Annotated in this window: 26 protein-coding genes; 16 read left to right on the top strand and 10 right to left on the bottom strand. The window is 73.1% G+C overall.

What is annotated here, in order from left to right; translation table 11 throughout:
- The first annotated feature begins 59 nt into the window (after positions 1-59).
- The 3 genes from ACFYXA_RS06995 to ACFYXA_RS06985 all read left to right on the top strand — a co-directional run bounded on the left by ACFYXA_RS06995 (position 60) and on the right by ACFYXA_RS06985 (position 2,742).
- Complete coding sequence (locus ACFYXA_RS06995) at positions 60-686, top strand: alpha-ketoglutarate-dependent dioxygenase AlkB (RefSeq protein ID WP_389028898.1); 627 nt, start codon at positions 60-62, stop codon at positions 684-686.
- Between the two features lie 61 nt (positions 687-747).
- The gene (locus tag ACFYXA_RS06990; protein ID WP_352251370.1) at positions 748-1,497 is read left to right on the top strand and encodes an MBL fold metallo-hydrolase; all 750 of its coding nucleotides are present in this window, start codon (positions 748-750) and stop codon (positions 1,495-1,497) included.
- Between the two features lie 9 nt (positions 1,498-1,506).
- On the top strand, positions 1,507-2,742 hold the full coding sequence (locus ACFYXA_RS06985) for a DUF4032 domain-containing protein (RefSeq protein ID WP_356683194.1): 1,236 nt from the start codon (positions 1,507-1,509) through the stop codon (positions 2,740-2,742).
- Positions 2,743-2,752: 10 nt separating this feature from the next.
- Here ACFYXA_RS06985 and ACFYXA_RS06980 read toward each other — a convergent pair whose 3' ends face one another.
- Complete coding sequence (locus ACFYXA_RS06980; protein ID WP_351096501.1) at positions 2,753-3,625, bottom strand: universal stress protein; 873 nt, start codon at positions 3,623-3,625, stop codon at positions 2,753-2,755.
- A gap of 253 nt (positions 3,626-3,878) precedes the next feature.
- Here ACFYXA_RS06980 and ACFYXA_RS06975 point away from each other — a divergent pair, with 253 nt between their 5' ends.
- From ACFYXA_RS06975 to ACFYXA_RS06940, 8 genes are all read left to right on the top strand, one after another.
- Positions 3,879-5,555 carry an FAD-dependent oxidoreductase gene (locus ACFYXA_RS06975; RefSeq protein WP_389028892.1) on the top strand — a complete coding sequence of 559 codons (1,677 nt, stop codon included), beginning with the start codon at positions 3,879-3,881 and terminating at the stop codon, positions 5,553-5,555.
- Positions 5,556-5,566: 11 nt separating this feature from the next.
- Positions 5,567-7,054, top strand: coding sequence for an ATP-binding protein (locus ACFYXA_RS06970; RefSeq protein WP_389028889.1), 1,488 nt, complete (start codon positions 5,567-5,569; stop codon positions 7,052-7,054).
- Positions 7,051-7,404: a UBP-type zinc finger domain-containing protein gene (locus ACFYXA_RS06965; protein WP_352251379.1), complete on the top strand. Its 354-nt coding sequence runs from the start codon at positions 7,051-7,053 to the stop codon at positions 7,402-7,404. Before ACFYXA_RS06970 ends, ACFYXA_RS06965 begins: the two co-directional genes overlap by 4 nt.
- Positions 7,405-7,573: 169 nt before the next feature.
- Complete coding sequence (locus ACFYXA_RS06960) at positions 7,574-8,833, top strand: serine hydrolase domain-containing protein (RefSeq protein WP_389028886.1); 1,260 nt, start codon at positions 7,574-7,576, stop codon at positions 8,831-8,833.
- Between the two features lie 184 nt (positions 8,834-9,017).
- Positions 9,018-10,058, top strand: coding sequence for a tetratricopeptide repeat protein (locus ACFYXA_RS06955; protein WP_352251383.1), 1,041 nt, complete (start codon positions 9,018-9,020; stop codon positions 10,056-10,058).
- Positions 10,055-11,092 carry a polyprenyl synthetase family protein gene (locus ACFYXA_RS06950; RefSeq protein ID WP_389028882.1) on the top strand — a complete coding sequence of 346 codons (1,038 nt, stop codon included), beginning with the start codon at positions 10,055-10,057 and terminating at the stop codon, positions 11,090-11,092. Before ACFYXA_RS06955 ends, ACFYXA_RS06950 begins: the two co-directional genes overlap by 4 nt.
- A gap of 141 nt (positions 11,093-11,233) precedes the next feature.
- On the top strand, positions 11,234-12,196 hold the full coding sequence (locus ACFYXA_RS06945) for a threonine/serine dehydratase (protein ID WP_389029110.1): 963 nt from the start codon (positions 11,234-11,236) through the stop codon (positions 12,194-12,196).
- Between the two features lie 267 nt (positions 12,197-12,463).
- A complete protein-coding gene (locus tag ACFYXA_RS06940) occupies positions 12,464-14,134 on the top strand; it encodes a serine/threonine protein kinase (protein ID WP_389028879.1) in 1,671 nt (556 codons plus the stop codon).
- Here ACFYXA_RS06940 and ACFYXA_RS06935 read toward each other — a convergent pair.
- Positions 14,126-15,586, bottom strand: coding sequence for a serine hydrolase domain-containing protein (locus tag ACFYXA_RS06935; RefSeq protein WP_389028876.1), 1,461 nt, complete (start codon positions 15,584-15,586; stop codon positions 14,126-14,128). The genes ACFYXA_RS06940 and ACFYXA_RS06935 overlap by 9 nt on opposite strands.
- Positions 15,587-15,682: 96 nt before the next feature.
- Between ACFYXA_RS06935 and ACFYXA_RS06930 the strand changes: the two genes are divergently transcribed.
- On the top strand, positions 15,683-16,654 hold the full coding sequence (locus ACFYXA_RS06930; protein WP_389028873.1) for an LLM class F420-dependent oxidoreductase: 972 nt from the start codon (positions 15,683-15,685) through the stop codon (positions 16,652-16,654).
- Positions 16,655-16,723: 69 nt separating this feature from the next.
- On the opposite strand, the gene ACFYXA_RS06925 is transcribed toward ACFYXA_RS06930, so the two are convergent.
- From ACFYXA_RS06925 to ACFYXA_RS06915, 3 genes are all read right to left on the bottom strand, one after another.
- Positions 16,724-17,221, bottom strand: a complete 498-nt coding sequence (locus tag ACFYXA_RS06925; RefSeq protein ID WP_351096517.1) for a DUF6328 family protein — start codon at positions 17,219-17,221, stop codon at positions 16,724-16,726.
- Between the two features lie 159 nt (positions 17,222-17,380).
- A complete protein-coding gene (locus ACFYXA_RS06920; protein WP_389028869.1) occupies positions 17,381-18,364 on the bottom strand; it encodes an aldo/keto reductase in 984 nt (327 codons plus the stop codon).
- 95 nt (positions 18,365-18,459) lie between these two features.
- Positions 18,460-19,695, bottom strand: coding sequence for an FAD-dependent monooxygenase (locus tag ACFYXA_RS06915; RefSeq protein WP_389028866.1), 1,236 nt, complete (start codon positions 19,693-19,695; stop codon positions 18,460-18,462).
- Positions 19,696-20,045: 350 nt separating this feature from the next.
- Between ACFYXA_RS06915 and ACFYXA_RS06910 the strand changes: the two genes are divergently transcribed.
- The 3 genes from ACFYXA_RS06910 (at position 20,046) to ACFYXA_RS06900 (ending at position 21,875) form a co-directional block, all read left to right on the top strand.
- Complete coding sequence (locus ACFYXA_RS06910) at positions 20,046-20,468, top strand: tyrosinase cofactor (protein ID WP_352251768.1); 423 nt, start codon at positions 20,046-20,048, stop codon at positions 20,466-20,468.
- A gap of 32 nt (positions 20,469-20,500) precedes the next feature.
- Positions 20,501-21,325, top strand: coding sequence for a tyrosinase family protein (locus tag ACFYXA_RS06905; protein WP_352251770.1), 825 nt, complete (start codon positions 20,501-20,503; stop codon positions 21,323-21,325).
- 97 nt (positions 21,326-21,422) lie between these two features.
- Entirely contained in the window at positions 21,423-21,875 is a 453-nt protein-coding gene (locus ACFYXA_RS06900) for an SRPBCC family protein (protein WP_389028861.1), read from the top strand.
- 28 nt (positions 21,876-21,903) lie between these two features.
- Here the strand turns inward: ACFYXA_RS06900 and ACFYXA_RS06895 are convergent, their stop codons facing one another.
- The 4 genes from ACFYXA_RS06895 to ACFYXA_RS06880 all read right to left on the bottom strand — a co-directional run bounded on the left by ACFYXA_RS06895 (position 21,904) and on the right by ACFYXA_RS06880 (position 24,608).
- Positions 21,904-22,614, bottom strand: coding sequence for a ribonuclease H (locus ACFYXA_RS06895; protein WP_389028858.1), 711 nt, complete (start codon positions 22,612-22,614; stop codon positions 21,904-21,906).
- Between the two features lie 66 nt (positions 22,615-22,680).
- The gene (locus ACFYXA_RS06890) at positions 22,681-23,475 is read right to left on the bottom strand and encodes a VOC family protein (RefSeq protein ID WP_352251776.1); all 795 of its coding nucleotides are present in this window, start codon (positions 23,473-23,475) and stop codon (positions 22,681-22,683) included.
- Positions 23,476-23,620: 145 nt separating this feature from the next.
- On the bottom strand, positions 23,621-24,100 hold the full coding sequence (locus ACFYXA_RS06885) for a VOC family protein (protein WP_389028854.1): 480 nt from the start codon (positions 24,098-24,100) through the stop codon (positions 23,621-23,623).
- 103 nt (positions 24,101-24,203) lie between these two features.
- Positions 24,204-24,608: a helix-turn-helix domain-containing protein gene (locus ACFYXA_RS06880; RefSeq protein ID WP_389028851.1), complete on the bottom strand. Its 405-nt coding sequence runs from the start codon at positions 24,606-24,608 to the stop codon at positions 24,204-24,206.
- Between the two features lie 238 nt (positions 24,609-24,846).
- On the opposite strand from ACFYXA_RS06880, the gene ACFYXA_RS06875 reads away from it, so the two are divergent.
- Positions 24,847-25,734: an RNA polymerase sigma factor SigF gene (locus ACFYXA_RS06875; protein ID WP_352251782.1), complete on the top strand. Its 888-nt coding sequence runs from the start codon at positions 24,847-24,849 to the stop codon at positions 25,732-25,734.
- A gap of 141 nt (positions 25,735-25,875) precedes the next feature.
- On the opposite strand, the gene ACFYXA_RS06870 is transcribed toward ACFYXA_RS06875, so the two are convergent.
- Entirely contained in the window at positions 25,876-26,328 is a 453-nt protein-coding gene (locus ACFYXA_RS06870; RefSeq protein WP_352251784.1) for an ATP-binding protein, read from the bottom strand.
- Positions 26,329-26,360 lie beyond the last annotated feature (32 nt).

Below are 26,360 nucleotides of genomic sequence, written 5' to 3'. Positions count from 1 at the left end.
GCCCAATCGGGGGATCTTGCGATGGAACACACTTTCGATTCAGGAGTACGCTGGACGCCATGACCAGGCACCTCCAGGGTTCCCTCTTCGACCAGACCGACGAGTTGCGCCTCGGCTCCCTGGACGGGATCCGCCGGACGGCGCTGGACGCGGGCGCCTGGATCGACGTGCTGCCGGGCTGGCTCGCCGGCTCGGACGCCCTGTTCGAACAGCTGGCCGCCGACGTGCCCTGGCGGGCCGAACGCCGGCACATGTACGACCACGTGGTGGACGTCCCCCGGCTGCTCGCCTTCTACGGGCCGGACGACCCGCTCCCCCACCCCGTCCTGGACGAGGCCCGCGCCGCGCTGAACGCCCACTACGCCGAGGAGCTGGGCGAGCCCTTCGTCACCGCCGGCCTGTGCCACTACCGCGACGGCCGGGACAGCGTCGCCTGGCACGGCGACCGCATCGGCCGGGGGTCGCGCGAGGACACCATGGTCGCGATCCTCTCCGTCGGGGCGCCCCGCGATCTGCTGCTGCGCCCCGTGCACGGCGGCGAGACCGTACGGCGGCCGCTCGGGCACGGCGACCTGATCGTCATGGGCGGCTCCTGCCAGCGGACCTGGGAGCACAGCATCCCCAAGTCCACCCGCGCCACGGGCCCCCGCATCAGCATCCAGTTCCGCCCGCGGGGCGTGCGCTAGCTCCGCCGGGGTCTGCTTTGCTGTCTCCCGTCAGGTACGGACCTCACCCCACGGGACGAGCATGCGGGCAGACGTACGGCAAGTGGCGGACGGCGCCTACCTGGTGCACGGCGGCGAGACCAACTGGGTGATCCTCACCGAGGGGGACGCGGTCACCCTCATCGACACCGGCTACCCGGCCGACCGGGAGCGGCTGCTCGACTCCCTCACGCAGGTGGGCGGTTCACCGGAGGCGATCGTGGCCGTGCTCGTCACCCACGCCCACAGCGACCACCTGGGCTCCGCCGAGCACCTGCGCACGGCCCACGGCGTCCCGGTCCTCCTGCACCCGGCCGAAGTCCCGCACGCACGGCGGGAGTTCCTCCAGCAGGTGAGCGTGGGCACGGTGCTGGCCAACGGCTGGCGTCCCGGTGTCCTGCCGTGGGCGGTGCACGCGCTGCGCTCCGGCGGCACCGAGCGGCACCCGGTCGCCGCGCCCGAGCCCTTCCCCGCCGCGTCCGGCCCGCTCGACCTGCCGGGCCGGCCCGTGCCCGTGCACACCCCCGGCCACACCGACGGCCACGCCGTGTTCCACCTCCCCGAGGCGGGCGTGGTGGTCTCGGGCGACGCCCTGGTCAGCGGGCACGCCACCTCCCGGCTGAAGGGCCCGCAACTGCTGCCCGCGATGTTCCACCACGAACGGGACCGCGCCGTCGCCTCCCTGGACGTGATCGGGGAACTTTCGGCCGACGTGCTGCTGCCCGGGCACGGCCCGGTCCACCGGGGCTCCGTGCGGGAGGCGGCCGACCGCGCCCGGGAACGCGCCGTCTAAAGTCGGGCCATGGCTTTGCAGATCAGCGCCACCAACCCGGAGCACCCGGCCCTCCTGCTGGAGCTGCCCTGGCACCTGCCGCTGGAGGAGTGGCCCGAGGACATCCTCGTGCCGCTGCCGCGCGGCATCTCGCGCCACGTGGTGCGCTACGCCCGCGCCGGCGCCGAGGTGATCGCCGTCAAGGAGCTGGCGGAACGCCCGGCGCTGCGGGAGTACGAGCTGCTGCGCGACCTGGACCGGCTGAGCATTCCGGCCGTCGACGCGCTGGCCGTCGTCACCGGCCGCGCCGACCGCTCCGGCGGCCCGCTGGAGTCGGTGCTCGTGACCCGGCATCTGGGCGGCTCGATGCCGTACCGGTCGATGTTCGAGACGACCATGCGGCCGGCCACGATGCACCGGCTGATGGACGCCCTCGCGGTGCTGCTGGTGCGGCTGCACCTCGCCGGGTTCGCGTGGGGCGACTGCTCGCTGTCCAACACGCTCTTCCGGCGCGACGCGGGCGCGTACGCCGCCTACCTGGTCGACGCGGAGACCGGCGACCTGCATCCGCAGCTGAGCAACGGGCAGCGCGACTACGACCTCGATCTCGCCCGGGTCAACATCAGCGGCGAGCTGCTCGACCTGGAGGCGTCGGGCGCGCTGCACCCGTCGGTGGACCCGGTGGAGTTCGGCATGGAGATCTGCGCCCGCTACCACCGGCTGTGGGAGGAGCTGACCCGCACCTCCGTCTACCCGGCGGGCAAGTACCACTACATCGAGCGCCGCATCCGCCGCCTCAACGAACTCGGTTTCGACGTGGCCGAGATGCAGATCGAGCACTCGCCGGGCGGCGACTCGGTCACCTTCGTGCCCAAGGTCGTCGACGCCGGCCACCACCAGCGGCAGCTGCTGCGGCTGACGGGCCTGGACGCCGAGGAGAACCAGGCCCGGCGGCTGCTGAGCGACCTGGAGAGCTGGATGGCCACCCAGGACGACTACGCGCCCGGCGACCCCCTCGCCGCCCGCCCCGAGGTGCTCGCGCACCGCTGGGTGCGGGACGTGTTCCGGCCGACGGTGCGGGCCGTGCCGGTCGAGCTGCGCGGCTCCATGGACCCCGCGGAGATCTACCACGAGCTGCTGGAGCACCGCTGGTTCCTTTCGGAGCGGGCGCAGCACGACATAGGGCTCGACACGGCCGTCACCGACTACATCGAGAAGATCCTCCCCAAGGCGCGCGAGACGCTGGAGCCGACCCTCCCGCAGTGATCCCGCCCGCTCAGTCGTGCGGGACGACGGCGACCGGGCAGTCCGCGTGGTGCAGGACGCCGTGGGCGACGGAGCCGATGCGGGCGCCGACGGCGGTGCGGTGGGCGCGCCGGCCGACGACCATCAGCTGGGCCCGCCCGGACACCGACAGCAGCACCTGGCCCGCGCTGCCGATCTCCACGTGCTCGACCACCGGCACGTCGGGGAAGCGTTCCCGCCAGGGGGCGAGGGCGTCGGTCAGCGCCTTGCGCTCGTAAGGCTCCAGGCCGCCGGCGTCGTCGAGGAGCTTGAGGGAGGCGGGGCTGTAGGAGAACAGCGGCGGCAGCGTCCAGGCGCGGACGACGCGGACGGAGGCGCCGCGGGCGGCGGCCGTCTCGAACGCGAACCGCAGGGCGGGCGCGCTGTCCTCGGGGGCGCCCTGCTGGCCGACGACGATCTCGTGCCCGGCGACCTCGTCGCTGGGCTTGTCGCCGGCGCGGACGAGGACGACCGGGCGGGTGGCCTCGGCGATCACCTGCTGGCCCACCGAGCCGAGCAGGAACCCCACGACGGGGCCGTGGCCTCGCGAGCCCAGCACCAGCGTCTCGGCCTGCGCGACGGCGTCGGTGAGCGTGTCGACCGGGTCGCCCTCCAGCACGTCGGTGGTGACATCGAGGCCCCGGTGCCGTGCGGCGACCTCCGCGGCAGCCTGCTGCACCTCGGCCCGCACCCACTGCTCCTGCGCGTCCCGGTCGGCCAACTCGGCGGCCGTGTCCGGCTGGAACCGCCAGGCGTGCACCACCCGCAGCGCCCGGTCCCGCCGGACGGCCTCCCGTGCCGCCCAGGCGAGCGCCGCGAGGCTCTCTTCCGTCCCGTCGACCCCTGCCGTGATCGGGCGCGTCATCCCGCTGCCTCCTGAGTGTCGTCGTCGATCGTGCCCGCCCAGTCTTCACCACCGCCCGGCCGGCCGGACGCCCGGAGCGGGAACGGGCGCCGCGCACCCGGCGAGACCTTGCCCGAGAGTGCCGGGACCTGAACCAGGGGCGCACCCTCTCCCCCGGCCCCGCAGCGGTCCGGGGCGATCGAACATACGATGGCTGGAGCCGGCGCGGGGCTTGCCGTGCGGCGCGTTCTGACCGTTCTCGGGGTGGAGACGTATGGCACAGGCCGCCGAATCAGCGCGGACCGTCATCCTGACCGTGGACGACGACCCGGGGGTCTCCCGCGCCGTCGCCCGTGACCTGCGGCGTCGTTACGGCGCCGGGTACCGGATCGTGCGCGCGGAGTCCGGTGAGTCCGCTCTGGAGGCGCTGCGGGAGCTGAAGCTGCGCGGGGACCTGGTCGCCGTGATCCTGGCCGACTACCGGATGCCGCAGATGAACGGCATCGAGTTCCTCGAACAGGCGCTGGACGTGTACCCGGGCGCGCGGCGGGTGCTGCTGACGGCGTACGCCGACACAAACGCGGCGATCGACGCGATCAACGTCGTCGACCTCGACCACTATCTGCTCAAGCCGTGGGACCCGCCCGAGGAGAAGCTCTACCCGGTGGTGGACGACCTGCTTGCGGCGTGGCGGACGAGCGACCACCGGCCGGTGCCCAGCACCAAGGTGGTGGGGCACCGCTGGTCGGCGCGCTCCTCCGAGGTGCGGGAGTTCCTGGCCCGCAACCAGGTGCCCTACCGCTGGTACTCCTCCGACGAGCCGGAGGGGCGGCGACTGCTGGCCGCGGCGGGGCAGGACGGGCAGCGGCTGCCGCTGGTGATCACCGCCGAGGGCGCGCCGCTGGTCGAGCCGGACGCGCCCGAGCTGGCGTCGAAGGTCGGCCTGGCGACAACGCCGACGGCCGACTTCTACGACCTGGTGGTGATCGGCGGCGGCCCGGCCGGGCTCGGCGCGGCGGTGTACGGGGCCTCTGAGGGCCTGCGGACGGTGCTGGTGGAGCGGTCGGCGACGGGCGGGCAGGCCGGGCAGAGCTCGCGGATCGAGAACTACCTCGGCTTCCCCGACGGCGTCTCCGGAGCACAGCTCACCGACCGGGCGCGCCGTCAGGCGACGAAGTTCGGCGCCGAGATCCTCACCGCGCGCGAGGTCACGGGGCTCGACGTCAACGGGGCGGCGCGCGTGGTGCGGTTCTCCGACGGCTCGGCGATCGCCGCGCACAGCGTGATCCTGGCGACCGGTGTGTCGTACCGCGAGCTGCGGGCGCCCGGCCTGGAGGAGCTGACCGGCTGCGGGGTGTTCTACGGGTCGGCGCTCACCGAGGCGGCCTCCTGCCAGGGGCAGGACGTGTACATCGTGGGCGGCGCCAACTCCGCGGGCCAGGCGGCGATGTACCTGTCCCGGGGCGCGAAGTCGGTGACGCTGCTGGTGCGCGGCCCCGACCTGACGGCGTCGATGTCGTACTACCTGATCCAGCAGCTCGGTGAGGCGCCCAACATCTCGGTGCGCTGCGGCACGGTCGTCGAGGAGGCGCACGGCGACGGCCATCTGGAGCGGCTGACGCTGCGGGACGTGGAGAGCGGGAAGACCGAACTGGTCGACGCGCAGTGGATGTTCGTGTTCATCGGCGCGGCCCCGCTGACGGACTGGCTGGACGGCACGGTGCTGCGCGACGGGCGCGGGTTCATCCTGGCGGGGCCCGACCTCACGCCGGACGGGCGGCCGCCGGCGGGCTGGGAGCTGGACCGGCCGCCGTACCACCTGGAGACCAGCGTTCCGGGCGTGTTCGTGGCGGGCGACGCGCGTGCGGAGTCCGCGAAGCGGGTCGCGTCCGCCGTCGGAGAGGGAGCCATGGCCGTGATGCTCGTGCACCGGTATCTGGAGCAGTCGTGAGCGGGCGGGCGATGCCCTGCAGCCCGGGCGAGATCGGCGCGCTGTTCCTGTTCGAGAAGCTCTCCCCGGAGCAGCTGGGACGGCTGTGCGCCGAGGGGCGGGTGGAGAAGTTCGACCCGGGGCCGGTGTACGCGGAGGGCGACCCGGCGACCTGCTTCTACGTGATGATCGAGGGCACGGTGGTGCTGTCCCGCCGGGTCGGCGGCGACGACGTCGAAGTGGTGCGCTCCTCGCAGCGCGGGGTGTACTCCGGGGCCATGCAGGCCTACCTCGGGGACCGGGTGCCGCAGGTCTACACCAACTCGATGCGGGTGACGGAGCCGACGCGGTTCTTCGTGCTGCCCGCGCAGTCGTTCGCGGACGTCATGCAGGAGTGGTTCCCGATGGCCGCGCATCTGCTGGAGGGGCTGTTCTTCGGCACGAAGAACACCCAGCGGGCCATCGGACAGCGCGAACGGCTGCTCGCCCTCGGCTCGTTGTCCGCGGGGCTCACGCACGAGCTGAACAACCCGGCCGCGGCGGCGGTCCGGGCCACGGCGACGCTGCGGGAGCGGGTGGCGAAGATGCGGCACAAGCTCGCCGTCATCGCGCAGGGCTCGTACTCGCCGGAGACGCTCGCGGAGCTCATCGAGATCCAGGAGCGCACCGCCGAACGCGTCGCGAAGGCACCGGCGTTGAGCCCTCTGGAGGCCTCCGACCGGGAGGACGAGCTGACCGACTGGCTCGACGACCACGACATCCCGGAGGGCTGGCGGATCGCGCCGACATTCGTGCAGGCCGGGCTGGACGTGGACTGGCTGGAGCAGGTCGCCGCGGCGGTGGCCGCCGACATCCTGCCGGGGGCGATCGGGTGGCTCAACTACACCGTCGAGACCGAGCTGTTGATGGACGAGATCGACGACTCCACCACCCGCATCTCCCATCTGGTGGACGCCGCCAAGCAGTACTCGCAGCTCGACCGGGCCCCGTACCGCGTCGTCGACGTCCACGAACTCCTCGACAGCACCTTGCTGATGCTCTCGGGCAAGATCGGACGGCGCATCGAGGTCGTCAAGGACTACGACCGCGGGGCGCCGAAGGTGCCTGCGTATCCGGCGGAGCTCAACCAGGTGTGGACGAACCTCGTCGACAACGCCGTCTTCGCCATCAACAGCGCCGGTGGCGGCGGGACGTTGACCGTGCGGACGGCGCGGGAGGCGGACCGGCTGCTGGTGGAGTTCCGCGACACGGGGCCGGGCATCCCGCCGGACATTCGGGACCGCATCTTCGACCCCTTCTTCACCACCAAGCCGGTGGGCGAGGGCACCGGGCTGGGCCTGGACATCTCCTGGCGGATCGTCGTCAACAAGCACCACGGCGGCATACAGGTCGAGTCCGTGCCGGGCGACACCCGCTTCCAGGTCCTGCTGCCGCTGACGGCGCCGGATCCGGAAGACGCCGGGCCCGACCCCGAGAACGTGATCAGCGAGGACAGCGCATCAGCGGAGGAGCCCGTATGACCGACGCCCACGCCATCGACCCGGACGTCCCGCCGAGCGGCGCCGGCTGCGTCGAGTGCGACGCCGCGGGCGGCTGGTGGTTCCATCTGCGGCGCTGCGCCTCCTGCGGGCACATCGGCTGCTGCGACTCCTCCCCCGCACAGCACGCCACCGCCCACTGGAAGGCGACGGGGCATCCCCTGGTGCGCAGCTTCGAGCCGGGCGAGGAGTGGTTCTGGGACTACGGCGCCCAGGAACTGTTCGACTCCGGGCCCGAACTGGCCCCGCCGGTCAGCCGTCCGGAGGACCAGCCGGCGCCGGGCCCGGCGGGCCGGGTGCCGGCGGACTGGGCGCGCTCGCTGCACCGCTAAACCGGCGGCCTCCGCGCCTGAACCGACGGCCTCCGCGCCGAACACCCGGGCGCGCACGCCCAAATGATCGCTTTCTTCCGTCCCCGCGCACATACTGGGCCGACCACGCGCGGTGATCCATCGGTCACCAACTGCGCTTCGGCCGCGGAGATGTGACGGGACGGGAAGCATGTCACTCGGGGTGTTCGGAAAGTTCACAAGGGCGGCACTGTGTGTGTCGCTGGGGGCCGCCCTGGCCGCCCTTCCGGCGGCTCCCGCGCAGGCCGCGCCGCCGAAGCCCGATCTCACCGGGCTGCGGGGCGTCCTGCGCACGGCGGTGGGCCAGGGCGCGCCGGGGGCGGCGGCGCTGCTCGACGACGGCGGGAGTGTCCACCGGCTCGCCGTGGGCGTCTCGGACCGGAAGACGGGCCGCGCCCTGACCGCCGGCGACCGCTTCCGCATCGGCAGCGTCACCAAGGTGTTCTCGGCGGTCGTGCTGCTGCAACTCGTCGACGAGCACAGGCTCTCCCTCGACGCGCCGGTCAACCGCTATCTGCCCAGGCTGCTTCCCGACAGCCGGATCACCGTCCGGCACGTGCTGAGCCACCGCAGCGGTCTGTACGACTACAGCAACGACATGTTCGCCCGGAGCGTGGCCGGCTTCGAGGCCGTGCGCGCCAAGGTGTTCACCTACCGTCAGCTACTGGACCGCTCACTGCGCCGGCCGCGCACGACCGCGCCCGGCGGCGCGTACTCGTACTCCAACACCAACTTCGTCGTCGCCGGGATGCTGATCGAGAAGCTCACCGGGCGCCCGGTGGGCGCTGCGTACCGGAGCCGGATCATCGGCCCGCTGAAGCTGCGGGACACCTTCTACGTGCATCCGGGCACCGCCATCCCCGGCGTCCACACGCGCGGCTACCTCACCCCCGACGCGCCGGCCACCGCGCTGGTCGACGCGACGCGGCAGACGGTGTCCTGGGCGCAGAGCGCGGGCGCGCTCATCTCCAACCCCCGGGATCTCACCACGTTCCTGGCGGCCCTGCAGCGCGGCCGGCTGACCTCGGCGGCGTCGCTGGCGCAGATGCGGCGGTGGACGCCCGCGGGCGTCCATCAGGCGTACGGGCTGGGGCTGCGGCGGCGGGACCTGTCGTGCGGGGTGTCCGTGTACGGGCACACGGGCGCGGTGCAGGGCTACTACACGTACGCGTTCACCTCGTCGGACGGCCGCCGCAGCCTGGCCGCGCTGTCCAACGCCTCCAACAGCTCCCGCGTCCACAACACGATGCTGCGCACACTGGAGTCGGCGTTCTGCGGTACGGGCAGGCGCACCCGCACAGGCAAGGACGACGCCCACCGGGGCGCCGTACCGCCGTACGAGCGGCCTGAGGACATGCCGGGGAGTGCGGAGGCCGAGCCGGGCTCGCAGCCGGCCGCCGCCACGCCGTAGGGCTGACGCCGGGCGGGTGATCTGCGCCTCACAGGCAACCCCGCCCGGGAGGCCCGCGTCTTGATCGACGACAGCGGAACACGACGACTCCACCCCTCCCCCCGCGGGGGTACGGGGCTGAAGTCCGCTGCACTATACATGCCATGTATACACAGAGTGTATACATCATTGCCGAAAGGACGCGATGTACGGCAAGGCTTTCGCCCCGGAGTACCAGGGCGCCCTCACCACCCTGTCCGTGAACTCCTCCCTGGTCGACGTACTGGCCGCCGGCACCGAGCGGTTGGCGGCGGCGGAGCGGGCCGGGGAGCACGCCGAGGCCGCCCGTTCCGGCCTCGCCGTGGCCGAGGCGCACCGCCGGCTGGGGCAGGTGCGGGAGGCGGACCGGGCCTGGAAGGCGAGCTACCGGGCCGCGCGGGACGCCGACGACACCGCGGCGATGGCCTGGGCGCTGTGGAGCGGGGGCACCCTGGCCCGGCAGCGCGGCTCGTTCCCGCTGGCCCGGCGACTGCTGGCGCTCGCCGCGGAGCTCGGCGAACACGCCGGGGACGTGGTCGTCCGCGGGTACTCGCTGGCCGGGCTCGCGGAGACCGGCCGGATACAGGGGGACTACGAGGCGGTCGGCAGGCTGCACGAACAGCTGCTCGCCGAGGCCCGACGGCGGGGCGAGGCGCGCCACACGGTGTGGGCGCTGGAGGGCATCGCACAGATGCACCGCAACGCCGGCGCGTACGACACCGCCTACGCGCTGTTCGAGGAGGCCGCCGAGATAGCGGGGCGCGCGGACGACCGGCGAGGGCACGCGTGGGCGCTGCGCGGGCTGGCCGACATCGTCTCGGCGCGCGACGGCGACGTGGAGCGGGCCCTCGCCCTGCTGTCCGAGGCGGAGACGACGTGCCGGACGATGAACCTGTCCAGCGCGCTTGCCTACAACCACAAGATGCGGGGCAACGTCCTGTACCGGGCGGGCCGTTACGCCGAGGCGCGGGAGCTCTACGAGCTGGCGCTCGACGAGTTCGGCGCGATGAGCGAGCCGCGCGGGGAGGCACTGGCCCGGCTCGGCCTGGCCAAGTCGCTGGCCCGCCTGGGCCGCGACCGCGCCGAGACGGCGGCGGAACTCGCCGAGCTCGCCGGACGGTTGGAGCGGATCGGCCTGCGGCACGCGCGCGAGATGGTGGCGCGGGCGCAGAAGGAACTCGGCCTCGACGCGGAGGCCGCGCGATGACGACCTCCTCCCCGACCGCCGCCGCACCGACCGCGCCGGCCTCGATCCTCGATCGGTGCCGCACCCTGGTCCGGCCCGCGCTGACCGAGGCCGTGGGGCGGCTGCACCCCTGGGTGGGCGAGATGGCGGCGTACTCCCTGGGCTGGTGCGAGGTCGGCGGGGCGCCCGCCGCCGCCTCCGGCGGGAAGGGGCTGCGGCAGGCCCTGGCGGTGCTGGGGGCGGAGGCGGCCGGCGCGCCCGCGCGAGCCGGGACGGCCGCGGCGGTCGCCGTGGAGCTGGTGCACACCTTCTCCCTGCTCCACGACGACATCATGGACGGTGATCCGACGCGCCGGCGGCGCCCCACCGTCTGGAAGGCCTACGGCACGGGTCCGGCGGTACTCGCGGGCGACGCCCTGTTCGCCCTGGCCGTGGAGACGCTGGCCGCGGCTCCGGGCGGCGCGCCCGGCGTACGGCTGCTGTCGGCAGCGCTCACCGAACTCGTCCGCGGGCAGGCCGACGACCTGCTGTTCGCCGCCCGCCCCTTCCGGGGACCGCAGCGGGTGCTGCCGCACGAGTACCGGGCGATGGCCGAGGGCAAGACGGGCGCGCTGCTCGGCTGCGCGGCCGCGCTGGGCGCCTCCCTCGGCGGCGCGCCGGAGACGACGGTGACGGCGCTGGACCGGGCCGGCCGGCATCTGGGCGTCGCCTTCCAGATCGTCGACGACATGCTCGGCATCTGGGGCGACCCGGCCGTCACCGGCAAGCCCGTCCACGGCGACCTGCGCGAAGGCAAGAAGACCTTCCCGATACTGGCCGCCCTGGCGGCCGCGACCCCCGAGGCGCGTCGGCTGGCCCGGCTTCTGGAGTCGCGGACCGACCACGCCGAGGCGGCCGCCCTGGTGGATCTGGCAGGCGGCCGCGCGGCGGCCCTCGCCGAGGCGCGCCGCCGGACGACCGCCGCGGAGGCGGCCCTCACCGGCGTCCCGCTGCAGGCGAGGGCCGCAGCCGACCTGCGGTCACTGGTGGACTTCCTGGCGCGGCGCGAGGTGTGAACCGCGGTTGACCGGGGCCGCCGCCACGCGAAAGGGTGCGAAGCGGGCACGCGGAGCGCGCGCCCCGGTGAGCGCGTAACAGGAAAGGTGGTCGCCTTGGCCGGCATCCCCCACGTCGACGAGGTCGCAGAAGGCTCCGGCATCCTCGACGTCTCGGCCGTCGAGGCCATGGCGGAACGGATCGCCGGGCACGTGCTGCGCACTCCGACGCTGCCGAGCCCGGGTCTGTCCGCGCTGCTCGGCGCTCCCGTCACCGTGAAGCTGGAGTTGTTGCAGCGCACCGGCTCCTTCAAGGCGCGTGGGGCGACGGCGAAGCTGCTGTCGCTGAGCGAGGCCGAGCGGGCGGCCGGGGTGGTGGCGGTGAGCGGCGGCAACCACGGGATCGCGGTGGCGGTCATGGCCGCGGCGCTCGATGTGAAGGCCACGGTGGTGATGCCGCGGACGGCGCCGGCGCGTTCGGTGCGGATCGCCGGGGAGGCGGGCGCGTCGGTGCGGCTGACGGACGGCATGGCGGAGGCGTTCTCCCTGGTGGACCGGTTGCGGGAGGAGGGGCTGACGCTCGTCCACCCGTTCGACGATCCGGCGGTCGTCGCCGGTCAGGGCACGGTCGGCCTGGAGCTGGACGAGGACGCGGACGACGGCCTGACCGATGTCCTGGTGAGCGTCGGGGGCGGCGGGCTGATCTCCGGCGTCGCGGCGGCCCTGCGGGCCCGTCGGCCCGGGGTGCGGGTCTGGGGCGTGGAGACCGAGGGCGCGGAGGCGATGTCCCGGGCGCTGGCGGCGGGCGGCCCGGTGCCGGTCGAGCTGTCGTCGGTGGTGTCCACGCTCAGCGCTCCCGCCGTCTCGCGGTTGACGTACGACCATGTGGCCGCGCTGGTGGGCGAGGTGCTGGTGGTGCCGGACCGGGAGGCGGTGCGGGGGGCGGTGGAGTTCGCCGAGCACGGCAAGGTGTGGGCCGAGCCGGCCGCCGGGTGTCTGCTGCCGGCCGCCCGGCGGGTGCTGGAGCGGGTCGGGGACGAGGCCCGGCTCGGATTGGTGGTGTGCGGGGGCAATGCCTCGGCCGCGGACATCTCGTCCTGGGTCGAGCGGTTCGGGCTGGAGTGAGATAGGAAAAACCCGCCGGGCCCTCCGTCACGCCAATCCGCGGCGGCGCGGCGAACGTGTTTCCGAAGGCCGCCCGAGAGCCGTCCGGGGTTGTTTACCGCTGGTTACACCACTGGACGACCCCAGGTAATTTCCTTTCGTCGTACATATGCTCGGCCTTTTTTGAATGAAAGACAGGAATCGTGGCGGAGTCGCGGTTCTTTTGAACGCAGCCCCTCTCGGCCGCCGTACCACTGGGAAAGGAGAACTCCGGCGGTTCAGCGAAGGATGGCCATGGTCAAGGCGCATGTCTCCAGGAACGAGCTGGTCGCCGGGCGGTACCGGCTGCTCGACGTCGTCCACCATGAGACGAACCGCGTCAGCTGGTACGGGGAGTACGAGGGGGACCCGGCCGGACCCCGGCCGTGCCTGGTCACCCGGATCGGACTGCCCGAGGGCCAGAACCCGGAGGACGCGCTCCGGGCCGCCGACCGCGTGCTGCGCATGTCGCAGACGATGGCGGGGCTGTGCCCCGGCCGGGTCGCCACCGTCCTCGACGCCCTGCCTGAGGACGGCGCCCTGTGGACCGTCACCGAATGGATCGACGGACTGCCGCTCGGCCAGCTCATCGAACAGAAGGGCGCCTTCCGGGCGGCCCGCGCCGCCGCCATCGGGCTGGAACTGCTCGACGTGCTCGAGGCCGCGCACGGCGAGGGCATCACCCACGGCGAGCTCAGCCCCGGCCAGATCTACGTGCGGGCGCGCGGGCCGGTCGTCGTCACCGGGTTCGGTCTCGCCGGCGCGACCCTCGCCCCGCGCCTGGCCGCCCCGGCGTACGCCTCCCCGGAGCAGGCGCGGGACGAGCGGATCGGCCCGGCGGCCGACCTGTGGGCGCTGGGCGCGATCCTGTACACGATGGTCGAGGGGCGGCCGCCGTACCGGGACCGCGACCGGCCCGAGACCACGCTGAAGGGCGTGGACCGGCTGCCGCTGCGCACCCCGGTGCGGGCGGGCGCGCTGGCGCCGACCGTGCAGGGGCTGCTGCGCAAGGACTCCCGGGAGCGCCTGACCCGGCCGGTGGTGCGCCAGGCCCTTGAGCGCGCCCTGGACGAGGACCCGCACACGCCGCCGGCCGAGACGCGGCTGCCCCGCGCGTACGCCGCCGCAGGGTTCGGCGGGAGCCGGTGGAGCGGCCGGACCGTGACCGCGGGGGCCGCGCTGGCCGTCGTCGCGGTGGCGGTGGCCGCGCTCGCGGCGACCGGACGGCTGCCCGGCACCGACGGCTCGTCGTCCACCGACGCGCAGAGCGCGCCCAGCACGGCCCCGAATGCGCCGGGCGGCGACGGCGGCAGGGCGACGAGCGCCCCGGCCCCGGCGCCGCCCGCGCCCTCGACGCCGGCGACGTCCGCCCCGGCGTCGCCTCCCGCGGCCTCGCGGGCCCCGTCGCCCAGCCCCAGCCCCAAGCCCTCCGCGACCCGCACCACCGACGCCCTGCCGGCCGGGTTCCGCGTCTACCGCGCCCCCGAGGGCTTCTCGGTCGCGCTGCCGGGGAACTTCAAGCGGGTGGACACCACGCGCTCCTCCGACCTCGCCTACCGCGTGACCTTCGGAGCGGCGGGCGACCCGCGCACCCTCGCGGTGACCTACAGCGAGGTGCTCGGCCCCGACCCGGTGGCCGTCTGGCGGGAGACCGTCGAGCCCGGGCTGCGCAAGACGGACGGCTTCCGCCGCATCGGCGACATCGAGGCGACGACGTACCAGGGGTACAAGGCGGCCGACATGGAGTGGGTCATGAACGTCCACGGCAAGCAGGTGCGGGTCTTCGGCCGGGGCTTCCTCATCGGCGACCACCGCGGCTTCTCCCTGCGCTGGACGACGCCCGCCGCGGACTGGGACAAGGCGGCGAACGAGCAGGCCCTCGCCGCGTTCCTGAAGACCTTCCGGGGCACGTCAGCCTGAGCCGCGCGGCGCCGGGCGGGCGGGCGCGCGCATCCGGCGCAGCGGTCCGGCGTGCAGGGGCCGCGTCGCCCAGCGGGCGGTGAAGGTGCGGTCGGCGAGCGAGCAGGACACCCGCAGCCGGTGCGGGGTCTCCAGGAAGACGGCGTCCACGGTGAGGACGCCGGCGTCGGTCCAGCCGCCGCTCACCGCGACGGGCAGCGGCTCCTCGGCCACCCGCCAGCCCTCGTGCCCCGGGCGCAGGAGGGTGCGGTGGCCGTCCTCCTCCAGGGTCAGCGTCCAGCCGTCCCCTTCGGCGGTGACGACGGCGCGGGTCAGGCCCGGCTGGTCGGCGCAGACACCGCCGTACGGCGTGAACCGCGCGCCCTCCCACTCCCCCGCCCGCTCGGGCGGCGCGGGCTTTCCGGCGGCCGGCGGCAGGGCGAGGTCCGCGAGCCGCTCGGCGAGGGCCGCGTCGGCGCGTTCCCGGCCGGTGAGCGGGCCCGGCCGGAACGCCGGCAGGAGGTGTTCCCAGACCAGGTCCAGCAGGGCCTGCATGTCGTCGGTCGCGGCGGTCGTCGCGATCACCGCGTCCTGCTCGGGCAGCACCAGGCAGAACTGCCCGTACGCCCCGTCGCCTCGGTAGCCGTGCCGGGAGCGCCAGAACTGCAGGCCGTAGCCCCGGTCCCAGTCTGACCGGTCGCCGTCGCCCATGGCGCCCGCCGTCGGGATGTGCGCGCGGGTCGCCTCGGCGACCCACTCGGCGGGCAGCAGCCGCTCCCCCTGCCACCGGCCTTCGCGCAGGTACAGCAGGCCGAGCCGGGCGACGGCGTCGGTGGCGCCGTGCAGGCCGCTGAAGCCGAGCTCGCGGCCGGAGCGGTCGCTCACCCAGGCGACCTCGCCGATGCCGAGCGGATCGAGCAGCCGGGGCCGCAGCCAGTCGGTGAGCCGGGCGCCGGTGACGCGCTGCAGGATCGCGGCGAGGGTGAAGGTGGCGGGCTGGTTGTAGGCGAACACCGTGCCCGGCTCACGCTCCGGCGGCAGCAGCAGGAAGCCCCGGACGAGGTCGTCGGGGTCGAGCGCGCGCGCCCGGTCCAGCGTCTCGCTCTCGTGACCGCTCGCCATGGACGCCACGTGCCGCACGCGCAGGGCGCGGCTGCGCGGGTCGGTGACGTCCGCGTCGAGTTCCGGGAAGTACCGCAGCACCGGGTCGTCGAGCCCGATCAGCCCCTCGGCGACGGCGAGGCCCGCGGCCGTGGACGTGAAGCTCTTGCTGAGCGAGTACAGCAGATGGAGGCGGTCCGGTGTGTACGGCGCCCACCAGCCGGCGGCCACGACGTGGTCGTGCCGAAGGATCATCAGGCTGTGCGGTTCGACGACCTCGGAGGCCTCGACGGCGTCGAGGAACGCGTGGACGCCGTCGGCTTCCACGCCCTGGGCGGACGGCGGGCTCACGGGCAGGGGGCGCGCGCTCATGAACGCATCCTTTCGCACGGGGCGGGTGCCTATCGACGTCTTTTCCGCACCGCCGGCGGCCTGTTTCCACCGTCGCGGGCCGGGGACTCGGGGCGCATGGTGCGAATCGGATACACGATGATGACCGAACAGGCAGGCCCGCGGGAGCTGGTCGACCATGTGGTGCGTGCGGAGGAGGTCGGTTTCGACTTCTCGGTGACGTCGGACCACTACTTCCCGTGGCTGCGGTCCCAGGGCCACGCGCCGTACGCGTGGAGTGTGCTGGGCGCCGCTGCGCAGGCCACGTCGCGCATCCCGCTGATGACGTACGTGACGTGTCCGACCTTCCGCTACCACCCGGCGGTCGTGGCGCAGAAGGCGGCGACTCTCCAGTTGCTGTCCGAGGGCCGTTTCCGGCTCGGCCTCGGCTCCGGCGAGAACCTCAACGAGCATGTGGTGGGCGGCGGTTGGCCCGCCGTCGACGTACGGCACGAGATGCTGGAAGAGGCCGTGGAGATCATCCGCGCGCTGTTCGAGGGCAAACACGTCACGCGGCACGGCACCCACTTCGACGTGGAGTCGGCGAAGCTGTGGGACCTGCCCGAGCAGCCGCCGGAGATCGGCATCGCGGTCTCCGGTGAGCAGTCGTGCGAGCTGGCGGGACGGCTGGGCGACCTGGTGATCGCGACGGAGCCCAAGGCGGACCTGCTGGAGGCGTTCGACCGGCACGGCGGCACGGGCAAGGCGCGCGTGGGCCAACTGCCGGTGTGCTACGACCGCGACCGGGAGGCGGCGGTGGAGCGGGCGCACGCGCAGTTCCGCTGGTTCGGCAGCGGCTGGAAGGTGAACGCCGAACTTCCGCACCCCGACTCCTTCGAGGGGGCGACCCAGTTCGTCAAGCCCGACGACGTGTCCGCCGCGATCCCCTGCGGCGACGACCCCGAGGCCTTCGTCGAGGCCATACGCCCGTACGCGGAGGCCGGGTTCACCGAGGTGGCCCTGGTGCAGATCGGCGGCGACTCGCAGCCGGCGTACCTGGACTGGTCCGAGAAGACGCTGCTGCCGGCGCTGCGCGACGCGTTCGGCTGACGTGCTCCGGCCCCCTGCCGGGGCGGGCGGGGGGCCGGTCTTCGGAGCTCAGCTCTCAGCGTTCAGCGCTCAGCGCGAGGAGTAGCGGTGGCGCGTCCACAGCGGCACGCCGAACCAGAACACCAGGTACCACACGACCACGGCGGTGACGAGGTAGGGCACGAAGCCGTCGTGGGTCGCGACCCTGAGGATCAGCAGCAGGGACGAGGTCATGGTGGCGAGCAGCAGCATCAGGCCGACGAAGGTCATCCGGGAGGCCCAGACGACGGCCTGCGGCTTGACCTGGCGGCCGGAGACGAGCCGGTGCAGGGAGACGGGGCCTATGAGGGCGCCGGTGGCGCAGGCGCCGAGGACGACCGTCACGATGTAGATCACCTGGTCGATGTCGGCCAGTTGCGCGTAGCGCGGGGTGAACACGACGGTGAGCAGGAAGCCGAAGAGGATCTGGACGCCCGTCTGGGCGACGCGGACCTCCTGGATCAGCTCCCCCCACTTCCGGTCCGCTCTCTCCTCCTCGGTCTCGTCGCGCCCTCTGCGCCGGTCGACGCCCGCTGACGTGTCCGTCACCTGTTCCTCCCCGGATGTTCCATGACCGTTCAGGTCTCCTGTCCGGCGAGTACCCCCTGATCGGCGTTTTCTTCCGCCCGGCTTCCCGGGCGGCAGGGCGGGGCGGGGTGCGGGGGACGGGACGGTCGCAGCGGGGCGGTGCGGCTACCGGCGTCGCGGCTACCAGCGTCCTTCGACGTGCTGCCGGATCCGGCGTTCGTACAGTTCCCGGATCGCGGCGAGCGTCTCGCCGGGGAGGTCGGGCAGCTTGGCGGCGGCCGCGTTGGCGCGGGCCTGCTCGGGTGAGCGCGCGCCCGGGATCACCGTGGTCACGCCGGGCTGCTGGACGATCCAGCGCAGGGCCAGCTGGGCCGGGGTCCAGCCCTCGGGGGCGAGGGCGGCGAACTCGGCGGCGGCGCGCACCCCGGTGTCGTAGTCGACGCCGGAGAAGGTCTCGCCCTGGTCGAAGGCCTCGCCGTGCCGGTTGTAGGTGCGGTGGTCGTTCTCCGGGAAGACGGTGGCCTCGGTGTACTTGCCGGACAGCAGACCGGAGGCGAGCGGGACGCGCGCGATGACGCCGACGCCGGCCTCCCGGGCGGCGGGGAGCACCTCGTACAGCGGTTTCATCCGGAACGGGTTGAGGATGATCTGGACGCTGGCCACGCCCGGGCGGGCGATCGCCGTGAGGGCCTCCGCGCAGGTCTCCACGCTGACGCCGTACGCGGCGACGCGCTCCTCCTCGACGAGGGTGTCGAGGGCGTCGAAGACCTCGTCGGACGAGTAGACGGGGGTGGGCGGGCAGTGCAGCTGCACCAGGTCGATGCGGTCGACGCCGAGGTTGCGGCGGGAACGGTCGTTCCAGGCGCGGAAGTTGTCCAGGACGTAGTTCTGGGGGATCTGTTCGACGCGGCGGCCCATCTTCGTGGCGACCAGCACATGCAGGTCGGGCCGGCCGCTCAGGAAGGCGGCGATGGTCTGCTCGCTGCGTCCGTCGCCGTAGACGTCGGCGGTGTCGAAGAAGGTCACCCCCGACTCGGCCGCCGCCTCCAGAACCGTGAGGGCCTCCTTGTCGTCGACGTCACCCCAGTCGGCGCCGAGCTGCCAGGTGCCGAGACCGACGACGGATGCGTGCTGATGAGACCTGCCGAATTCGCGCTCGTCCATGGCGCAAGTCTGTCACCCGCGCGCCCCCTGGAGCGGACCGGCCGCGGCAGGGGGCGCGTACGAGGGGTCGCGCGCGGAGAGCGCTTGCGCGGGGGTCACTCGCGGGAGGCGAGTTCCCGGGCGTGCGCGGTGCGGGCGAGCCGGGGGCCGAGCCAGCGCTTGAGGCGGCGCAGCGACTCCAGCTGTCCGGCGGCCCGGTCGAGCCGGTAGTACAGCTGGGGCGGGACGTGGGGCAGCAGGGGCGAGTGGCGCTGGCCGAGCAGGGCGAACATCCGCTCCGGGGGGAGGCCGATGTAGCGGTCCAGGTTCTCGTACCACTGGGCGCTGTAGCGGGCCGCGCTCTGCGGGGAGAGCAGCTCGGACCGGCGTACGCGCTCGTACCGGGCGAGGGCCTGCGGGAGGTCGGGGCACTCGCGCAGGGCGGCGGCCAGCGCGAAGGCGTCCTCCAGGGCGAGGGTGGTGCCGGCGCCGATGGAGTAGTGGGTGGTGTGGGCGGCGTCGCCGAGGAGGACGAGGTTGCCGCGGTGCCAGGTGCGGTTGGTGAGCGTGCGGAAGTTCAGCCAGGAGGTGCTGCCGTCGGCGGCCGCGCGCCCGGTCAGGGGGTGGCCGTCGAGGATGTGCGCGAAGAGCTTCTCCAGCCGGGCGAGCGCGTCGCTCTCCGCGGTCCCGCCGGGCTCGCAGGCGCGGTCGAGGCCGAGTCCGGCGAGGGTCTCGGGGCCGCACTCGATGACGCAGGTGCTCCGCTCGTCGCTGAAGGGGTAGCCGTAGCACCAGATCCAGCCGTGGTCGGTCTCGACGAAGGCGAAGGTGAAGGAGTCGAAGACCTTGGTGGTGCCGAGCCAGACGTAGGGGTTGCGGCCGGGCGTGAGTTCGGTGCCGAAGTGCCCGGCGTGGTGGGTGCGCAGGGCGCTGTGGACGCCGTCGGCGGCCACGACGAGGTCGGCGTCGGGGACGTTCGCCGCGGTGATCTCGTGGTCGAACTCCAGGCGTACGCCGAGGGCGCGGGCCCGGTCGGCGAGGATCTCCAGCAGCTTGTGGCGGCCGATGCCGTGCCCGGCGTCGCCGGGCTGACGGGTCGACAGTCCCCGTACGTGGGCGACTCCCTGGGTCCAGCGGACGGAGCTCTCCTCGACGGCGCGGGCCGACTCGGGGTCGTGGGCGTGCAGCCGGTCCAGAAGCGCCCGCCAGTAGGTGACGCCCCAACCGTAGGTGGATCCCTCCGGGTTGCGTTCGTAGACGGTGATGTCGTGGGACGGGTCCTGCCGTTTGAGCAGGATCGAGAGATACAGGCCGGCGGGCCCGCCGCCGACACAGGCGACCTTCACGCACACCCCTAGGTATTACCGGACGCGGTCAGTTGACGACGCAGGGTAGCAACGGTCGAGGGGTGCCTTAGAGGGGCCGACTGCCGGATTCCGTCAGTTTCCCCACGTGAGCCACGCCACCGCCAATGTCGCGCCGCGCCAAAAGTCCCCCGAAAGAGTGGTGCGGAAGGCAAGGAATTGCCCCTTCCGCCCGGCACGGCATCCACTCGGCGACAAGATCATCTTCATTCAAGATTGCACGACATGTGATTACTTGTCCTGATCGCAGCCAACCGATCTTGAGGGATTACCCCGGTTCCAGGACCTGCGGATAGGCATGCGGAGTCCCCACCGCAACGCACCTCAGGAGGTCCCGCATGCCCGAACTCAGCCGTCGCCGCGCGCTCACCGCCGCGGCCGCCCTCGCCGCGACCGCCGGCGTCCAGACCGTGGCCCGCGCAGCCACCCCCGCCACGGCGGGCAACGCGCACACCACAGGCACAGCCTCCCTCCCCGGCTCCCCCGCCGCCTTCGACGAGGTCTACAAGGGCCGCCGGATACAGGGCCGTCCGACGGCCGGGGGCGGTCACCACGGCGGCGGCCACCACGGGGGCGGCCACCACGACGCGGGTTACGAGGTGCTCGTCGACGGGGTCCCCCTGCATGTGATGAGCAACGCCGACGGCAGCTGGATCAGCGTCGTCAGCCACTACGACCCGGTGGCCACCCCGCGCGCCGCGGCGCGGGCCGCCGTGGACGAGCTGCGGGGCGCCCCGCTGCTGCCGTTCCCCGCCAACTGACCGTCCGTCCCGCACCTCTGGAGCCTTCGCACATGACCGTCCGCAAGAACCAGGCGTCCCTCACCGCCGACGAGAAGCGCCGCTTCGTCGCCGCCGTCCTCGAACTCAAGCGCAGCGGCCGCTACGACGCGTTCGTCACCACGCACAACGCCTTCATCGTCGGCGACACCGACAACGGCGAGCGCACCGGCCACCGTTCACCGTCGTTCCTGCCCTGGCACCGCAGATTCCTGCTGGAGTTCGAGCGGGCGCTCCAGGCGGTCGACGCCTCGGTCGCCCTGCCCTACTGGGACTGGTCCGCGGACCGCACGGCCCGCGCCTCGCTGTGGGCGCCGGACTTCCTCGGCGGCACGGGGCGCAGTGTCGACGGCCGGGTGATGGACGGGCCGTTCGCCGCGTCCACCGGCAACTGGCCGATCTCGGTGCGGGTCGACGAGCGGACGTATCTGCGGCGTGCGCTGGGGGCCGGCGGACGCGCGCTGCCCACGCGCGCCGAGGTGGACTCGGTGCTGGCGATGCCGACGTACGACATGGCCCCGTGGAACAGCGGCTCGGACGGCTTCCGCAACCATCTGGAGGGGTGGCGGGGCGTGAACCTGCACAACCGCGTCCATGTGTGGGTCGGCGGGCAGATGGCGACCGGAGTCTCCCCCAACGACCCGGTGTTCTGGCTGCACCACGCCTACATCGACAAGCTGTGGGCCCAGTGGCAGCGCCGGCACCCGGGGTCGTCGTACGTCCCGGCCGCGGGGACGCCGAACGTCGTCGACCTCCGCGAGACCATGAAGCCCTGGAACGACACCTCCCCCGCCGATCTCCTCGACCACACCCGGCACTACACCTTCGACACGGACTGACCTTCGACGCCAAGTGATCGCGGGCACGTGGTTTGCCGCACCGCGCACGGGTACCCGGGCGACACGTACCCGCAAGCGAGCGAAGGAGGAGACGACTGTGACGAAGGTCGAGGAATCCATCGAGGTCAGCGTGCCCGTGCACACGGCCTACAACCAGTGGACGCAGTTCGAGACGTTCCCCGAGTTCATGAGCGGGGTGGAGCGCATCGAGCAGCGCACCGACACGCTCACGCACTGGGTGACGGACGTGAACGGCGTGCACCGGGAGTTCGACGCCGAGATCACCGAACAGATCCCCGACGAGCGAGTCGCGTGGACGACGGTCGCCGGCGACTCCCGGCAGGCCGGCGTGGTGACCTTCCACCGCCTCGACGACGAGCACACCAAGGTGATGCTTCAGCTCGACTTCGAGCCGGAGGGCCTGACCGAGACCATCGGCGACAAGCTCGGCTTCGTCAAGCGGCAGACGAAGGGCGACCTGTCGCGCTTCAAGGAGTACATCGAGGAGCGCGGCCGCGAGTCGGGCGGCTGGCGCGGCGTGGTGACCTGACCGGTGCCGCGACGCCCACCCGGCGTGCTCAACCCGCCGACGCGGTACGGCACTCCGGGTGGCCCCAGCCCTGATCGTTCTTGGCGATCGGCTCCCCCGCCGCGTACGAACGCCCGCACACGCAGCGGCCGGGGAACTTGGCCTTGATGGTGCGGGCGGACGAACCGCCGGGCCGCCGGGGGGACTTGCCCCCGGCGCCCTTTCGGCGTGCGCCGCCGCCGGTTGCCGGGGTGTCGGGCGAGGGCGGCGGCTCGGGCGAGCCGAGGTCGCTGCCCGCGGCCTGCTGGGCGCTCGCCGCCTGGCTGGCGGCCCGGTCGGCGAAGTCGTTCAGCGGGTCGCCGTCGACCTGGTGGGCCGGCACATAGCGGAAGTCGACCGAGCGGCCGTCGAGCAGTTCGTCGATGCGGACGACGAGTTCCTGATTGGCGACGGGCTTGCCGGCGGAGGTCTTCCAGCCGTTGCGCTTCCAGCCGGGCAGCCAGGTGGTGACGGCCTTCATGGCGTACTGCGAGTCCATCCGGACCTCGAGCGGCACACCCGGGTCGGTCGACGCCAACAGGCGCTCCAGGGCGGTGAGTTCGGCGACGTTGTTGGTGGCCCTGCCGAGCGGGCCGGCCTCCCAGCGGACCGGGGTCCCCGAGTCGTCGGACACCACCCAGGCCCACGCCGCCGGCCCCGGGTTCCCCTTCGAAGCCCCGTCGCACGCGGCCACCACACGTTCACGCATGCGCACGATCATGCCATGGTCCGGTGCCGGCCCGGCCCCGCGCCCGGCCCGGACGGGCACACCGTACGGCCAGGGCTATCACACCTCGGTGGTCCGCGGGGGCTCGCCCTCGGTGGTGGTGACGTCGATCACCGACAGGTTCGCGCCCTGCGGGTCGCTGAGGGCGGCGAACCGGCCGAACGGGGTGGTCATGGGGCCGAACCGCAGGACGCCGCCGAGCTTGGTCGCCCTGGCGACGGCGTCGTCGCAGTCGGGGACGGTGAAGTAGACGTTGATGTAGGAGGGGACCTCGGGCGGGAACTCCTCCCCCATCCGCATCCGGCCGAGCAGCGGGCGATCACCGAGGTCGTAGAGGCGGAAGTCCATCTCCTCGCCCTCCATGCGCTGTTGCCGGTAGCCGAAGACGGCGGAGAAGAACGCGTCCGCCTTCTCCGGCTCGCGGGTGAAGACCTCGCTCCAGGCGTACGCGCCGGGCGTGCCCATCGCCTCGAAGCCCTCGTGGGTGCCCGCCTGCCACACCCCGAAGACGGCGCCGCTGGGCTCGCGGGCCAGGCACATGCTGCCGAACTCTCCGACCCGCATCGGCTCCATCAGCAACTCCCCGCCGTTCTGACGGATCTTCGCGGCGGTGACCGTCGCGTCCTCGGCGGCGAGGTAGAGGCACCACTGCGACTGGCCCTCCTGGCCGGGCATGGGCGGGACGACGGCGGCGACCGCCTTGCCGTCGGCGTAGGCCTGCGTGTAGTTGCCGTACTCCGACGACGACTCGCCGAAGGTCCAGCCGAGGACCTCGCCGTAGAAGCTCTTGGCTCCCTCGATGTCGCTGAACATCGCGTCGGCCCAGCAGGGCGCTCCCTCGGGTTGCACGGCCATGGCGGCGCCCCTTCCGCAGAGGTGGATCGTCCGTTCCCTCACGCTATCCACCCGCCTGCCGCCCCGCGCGCCGAACGGCCCGGCCGGGCCGGAATCCTTCGGACGGCGGGGACGAGCGGCGCGTCGGGGGCGAACCGCGGTTCGGCTATTCGCCGGCGTAGGCCTTCTCCAGGGCTGCGATGTCGAGCTTGCCCATGGTGAACATGGCCTTCATGGCGCGGGCGGCGTTCTCGCCGGGGCCGTCGATCATCTCCAGGAGCCGGCGGGGGACGACCTGCCAGGACAACCCGTACTTGTCCTTGAGCCAGCCGCAGGGGCCGGGCTCGCCGCCGCCCTCCAGCAGCCTGCTCCAGTAGTGGTCGATCTCCGCCTGGTCGGCGCAGTCGATCTGGAAGGAGACCGCCTCGTTGAACGTGAACTCCGGGCCGCCGTTGAGGGCGACGAACTTCTGACCGTTCGCGGTGAACTCGACGGTGAGCACGGTGCCGGGGACGCCCGGACCGGCCTCGCTGTAGCGGGTGACGCGGCCGACGCCGGAGTTCTCGAAGATCGACACGTAGTGGTGGGCCGCTTCCTCGGCCTGGCCGTCGAACCAGAGGCACGTGGTGAATCCGTCGGTGGTCATGGGGTCCTCCTGGAAGGGGGCGGGCGCGGAGCGCGGTCATCAGTGTCGACCGGTCCGCGCGCCGGAACTCATCGGCCGCACCGCGCGCCGCCCCCCGAACGGGTCAGGCGGCCAGGGCCAGCCCCCGGTACGGCGCGGCGCTCGTCGCCGACGGGGCCGAGCGCCTCGACGGCGCGGCCGCGGGGCGGGAGCGGTGGCTGCCGAGGCGGACCGGTGCCGCGGGCGGCGGCGCGAGTTCGCGCTGCGCGCGGGCCAGGAGGTCGCCGAGGCCGAGGCCCAGGGCGTGGGCGGCGGCCGCGAGGACCTCCGAGGAGGCCTCCTTGCGGCCGCGCTCCACCTCCGACAGATACGGCACGGAGACGCGGGCCGCGTCGGATACGTCCTTCAGCGTGCGGCCCTGGGCCTGGCGCTCGCGGCGCAGGACCTCGCCGACGAGGTCACGCCAGAGCGGCTCGGCAGCGGGGCGCAGCGGAATCACACGGGCCGTGTTAGGCGCTTGATTGTTCACCCATACAGCCTAGAATCGTCTCTCGCCGGGGACAGGTCCCGGCGTTCCGCCCAGAGGGGAAACGGAGCGCGGGCCACCGCCCCGGCCGGTGTTCCGGCCCGTTTCCGGAACCGGTTGGGCATGGGTCGGCGAAGTCGGGGTATCCGCTCCGCAAGCAGGCCCTCGGCGTCCCGGCCCTCTCCCGGACCGGGCACAGCACACATCGAACCGTGACTTCCGGACTTCCGTGGGAGAGGCAATGCACACCGCCGTGATCGGGTCGCAGGCACAGGTCGTCGAGGACACCGCCCAGGCCGGCACGCGCCGTGCGCCGCTCCCGGAGGTCGGTGACCCCCGCTGTGTGGCCCCCCAGGACGCCCGGGAGCTCTCCCGCCAGTTCTTCCGCCGGCTGGCGGAGCTGGAGGAGGGCACGCCCGAGCGCCAGTACGCGCGCAACACCCTCATCGAGATGAACATGTCGCTGGTGCGCTTCGCGGCCGGGCGCTTCCGGGGCCGGGGCGACGACATGGAGGACGTCGTCCAGACCGGCATGATCGGCCTGATCAAGGCCATCGACCGGTTCGAGCTCTCCCGTGAGGTGGAGTTCACGTCGTTCGCGCTGCCGTACATCGTCGGCGAGATCAAGCGGTTCTTCCGGGACACCACCTGGGCGGTGCACGTGCCGCGGCGGCTCCAGGAACTGCGCGTGGAGCTGGCCAAGGCGCGCGACGAGCTCGCCGGCCGCCTGGACCGGGAGCCGACGGTCGCCGAGCTGGCCACGCTGATGAACCTCCCGGAGAAGGAGGTCGTCGAGACGCAGATCGCCTCCAACGGCTACAACTCCTCCTCCCTCGACGCGGCGCTCACCGGCGACGGCCCGGAGCACGGCGAGGCGGTCCTCGCCGACTTCATCGGAGTGGAGGAGGACGGGCTGCGGCTCGTGGAGGACTTCCAGTCGCTCGCCCCGCTGATGGCGGAGCTCAGCGAGCGGGACCGGGAGATCCTGCACATGCGGTTCGTGGAGGAGGCCACCCAGGCGGAGATCGGCGAGCGGCTCGGCTGCTCCCAGATGCACGTCTCCCGTCTGATCAAGCGGATCATCGCGCGGCTGCGCCGCGGCATGCTGGGCGAGCTGGGCTGCGCCTGAGCGAAGCGGCGGTCGCGGCGGCGTCAGGGCCGGCCGTGGACGAGGCGGGTGCCACGGCGTCCGGGCCGGCCATGAGTCAGGCGGGAGCGGCGGCGTCCGTACCTCGCCCGGGCGAGGCGGTCGCGGGAGCGGCGGCGGGGGTCACCCGGCGAGCGTGAGCCGGGCGCGTACCCGCTTGCCGACGGGCACCCGTTCGGCGGTGACCTCCGCCGCGACCGCGTGGACGATCTCCAGGCCGTGCCGGCCGATCCGCTGGGGGTCCTTGGGGTAGCGCAGGGGCAGCGCGTCACTGCTGTCGTACACGGCCACCGACACGACGGCGTCCGTGCCCTCCAGCTCCAGGATGTACGGACCGTTGCTGTGGCGTTCGGCGTTGGTGACGAGTTCGCTGACGACCAGCATCAGTTCCCCGTTGAGCCGCTCGTCGACGGCGGCGCACCACTCCGTGCGGAGCTGGTCGACGAAGTGCGCGGCGAACTCGCGCGCCTCGGCGATGCAACCGGGCTCGCCGGTGTAGTGCGCCGCTCGCCGGAGGGGTTCCACGGGTACGTCGAAACCAGTCGGTATCACTGCCCCGTCCAGGTGCTCGATCATGCGTTTCTCTCTAGGAGGCCGGACTGGCCGGA

This window comes from Streptomyces sp. NPDC002566 (assembly GCF_042889585.1).
Lineage (GTDB): Bacteria > Actinomycetota > Actinomycetes > Streptomycetales > Streptomycetaceae > Streptomyces.
Note: the sequence above shows the minus strand (reverse complement) of the source record. Positions and strands in the feature narration are given on the sequence as shown.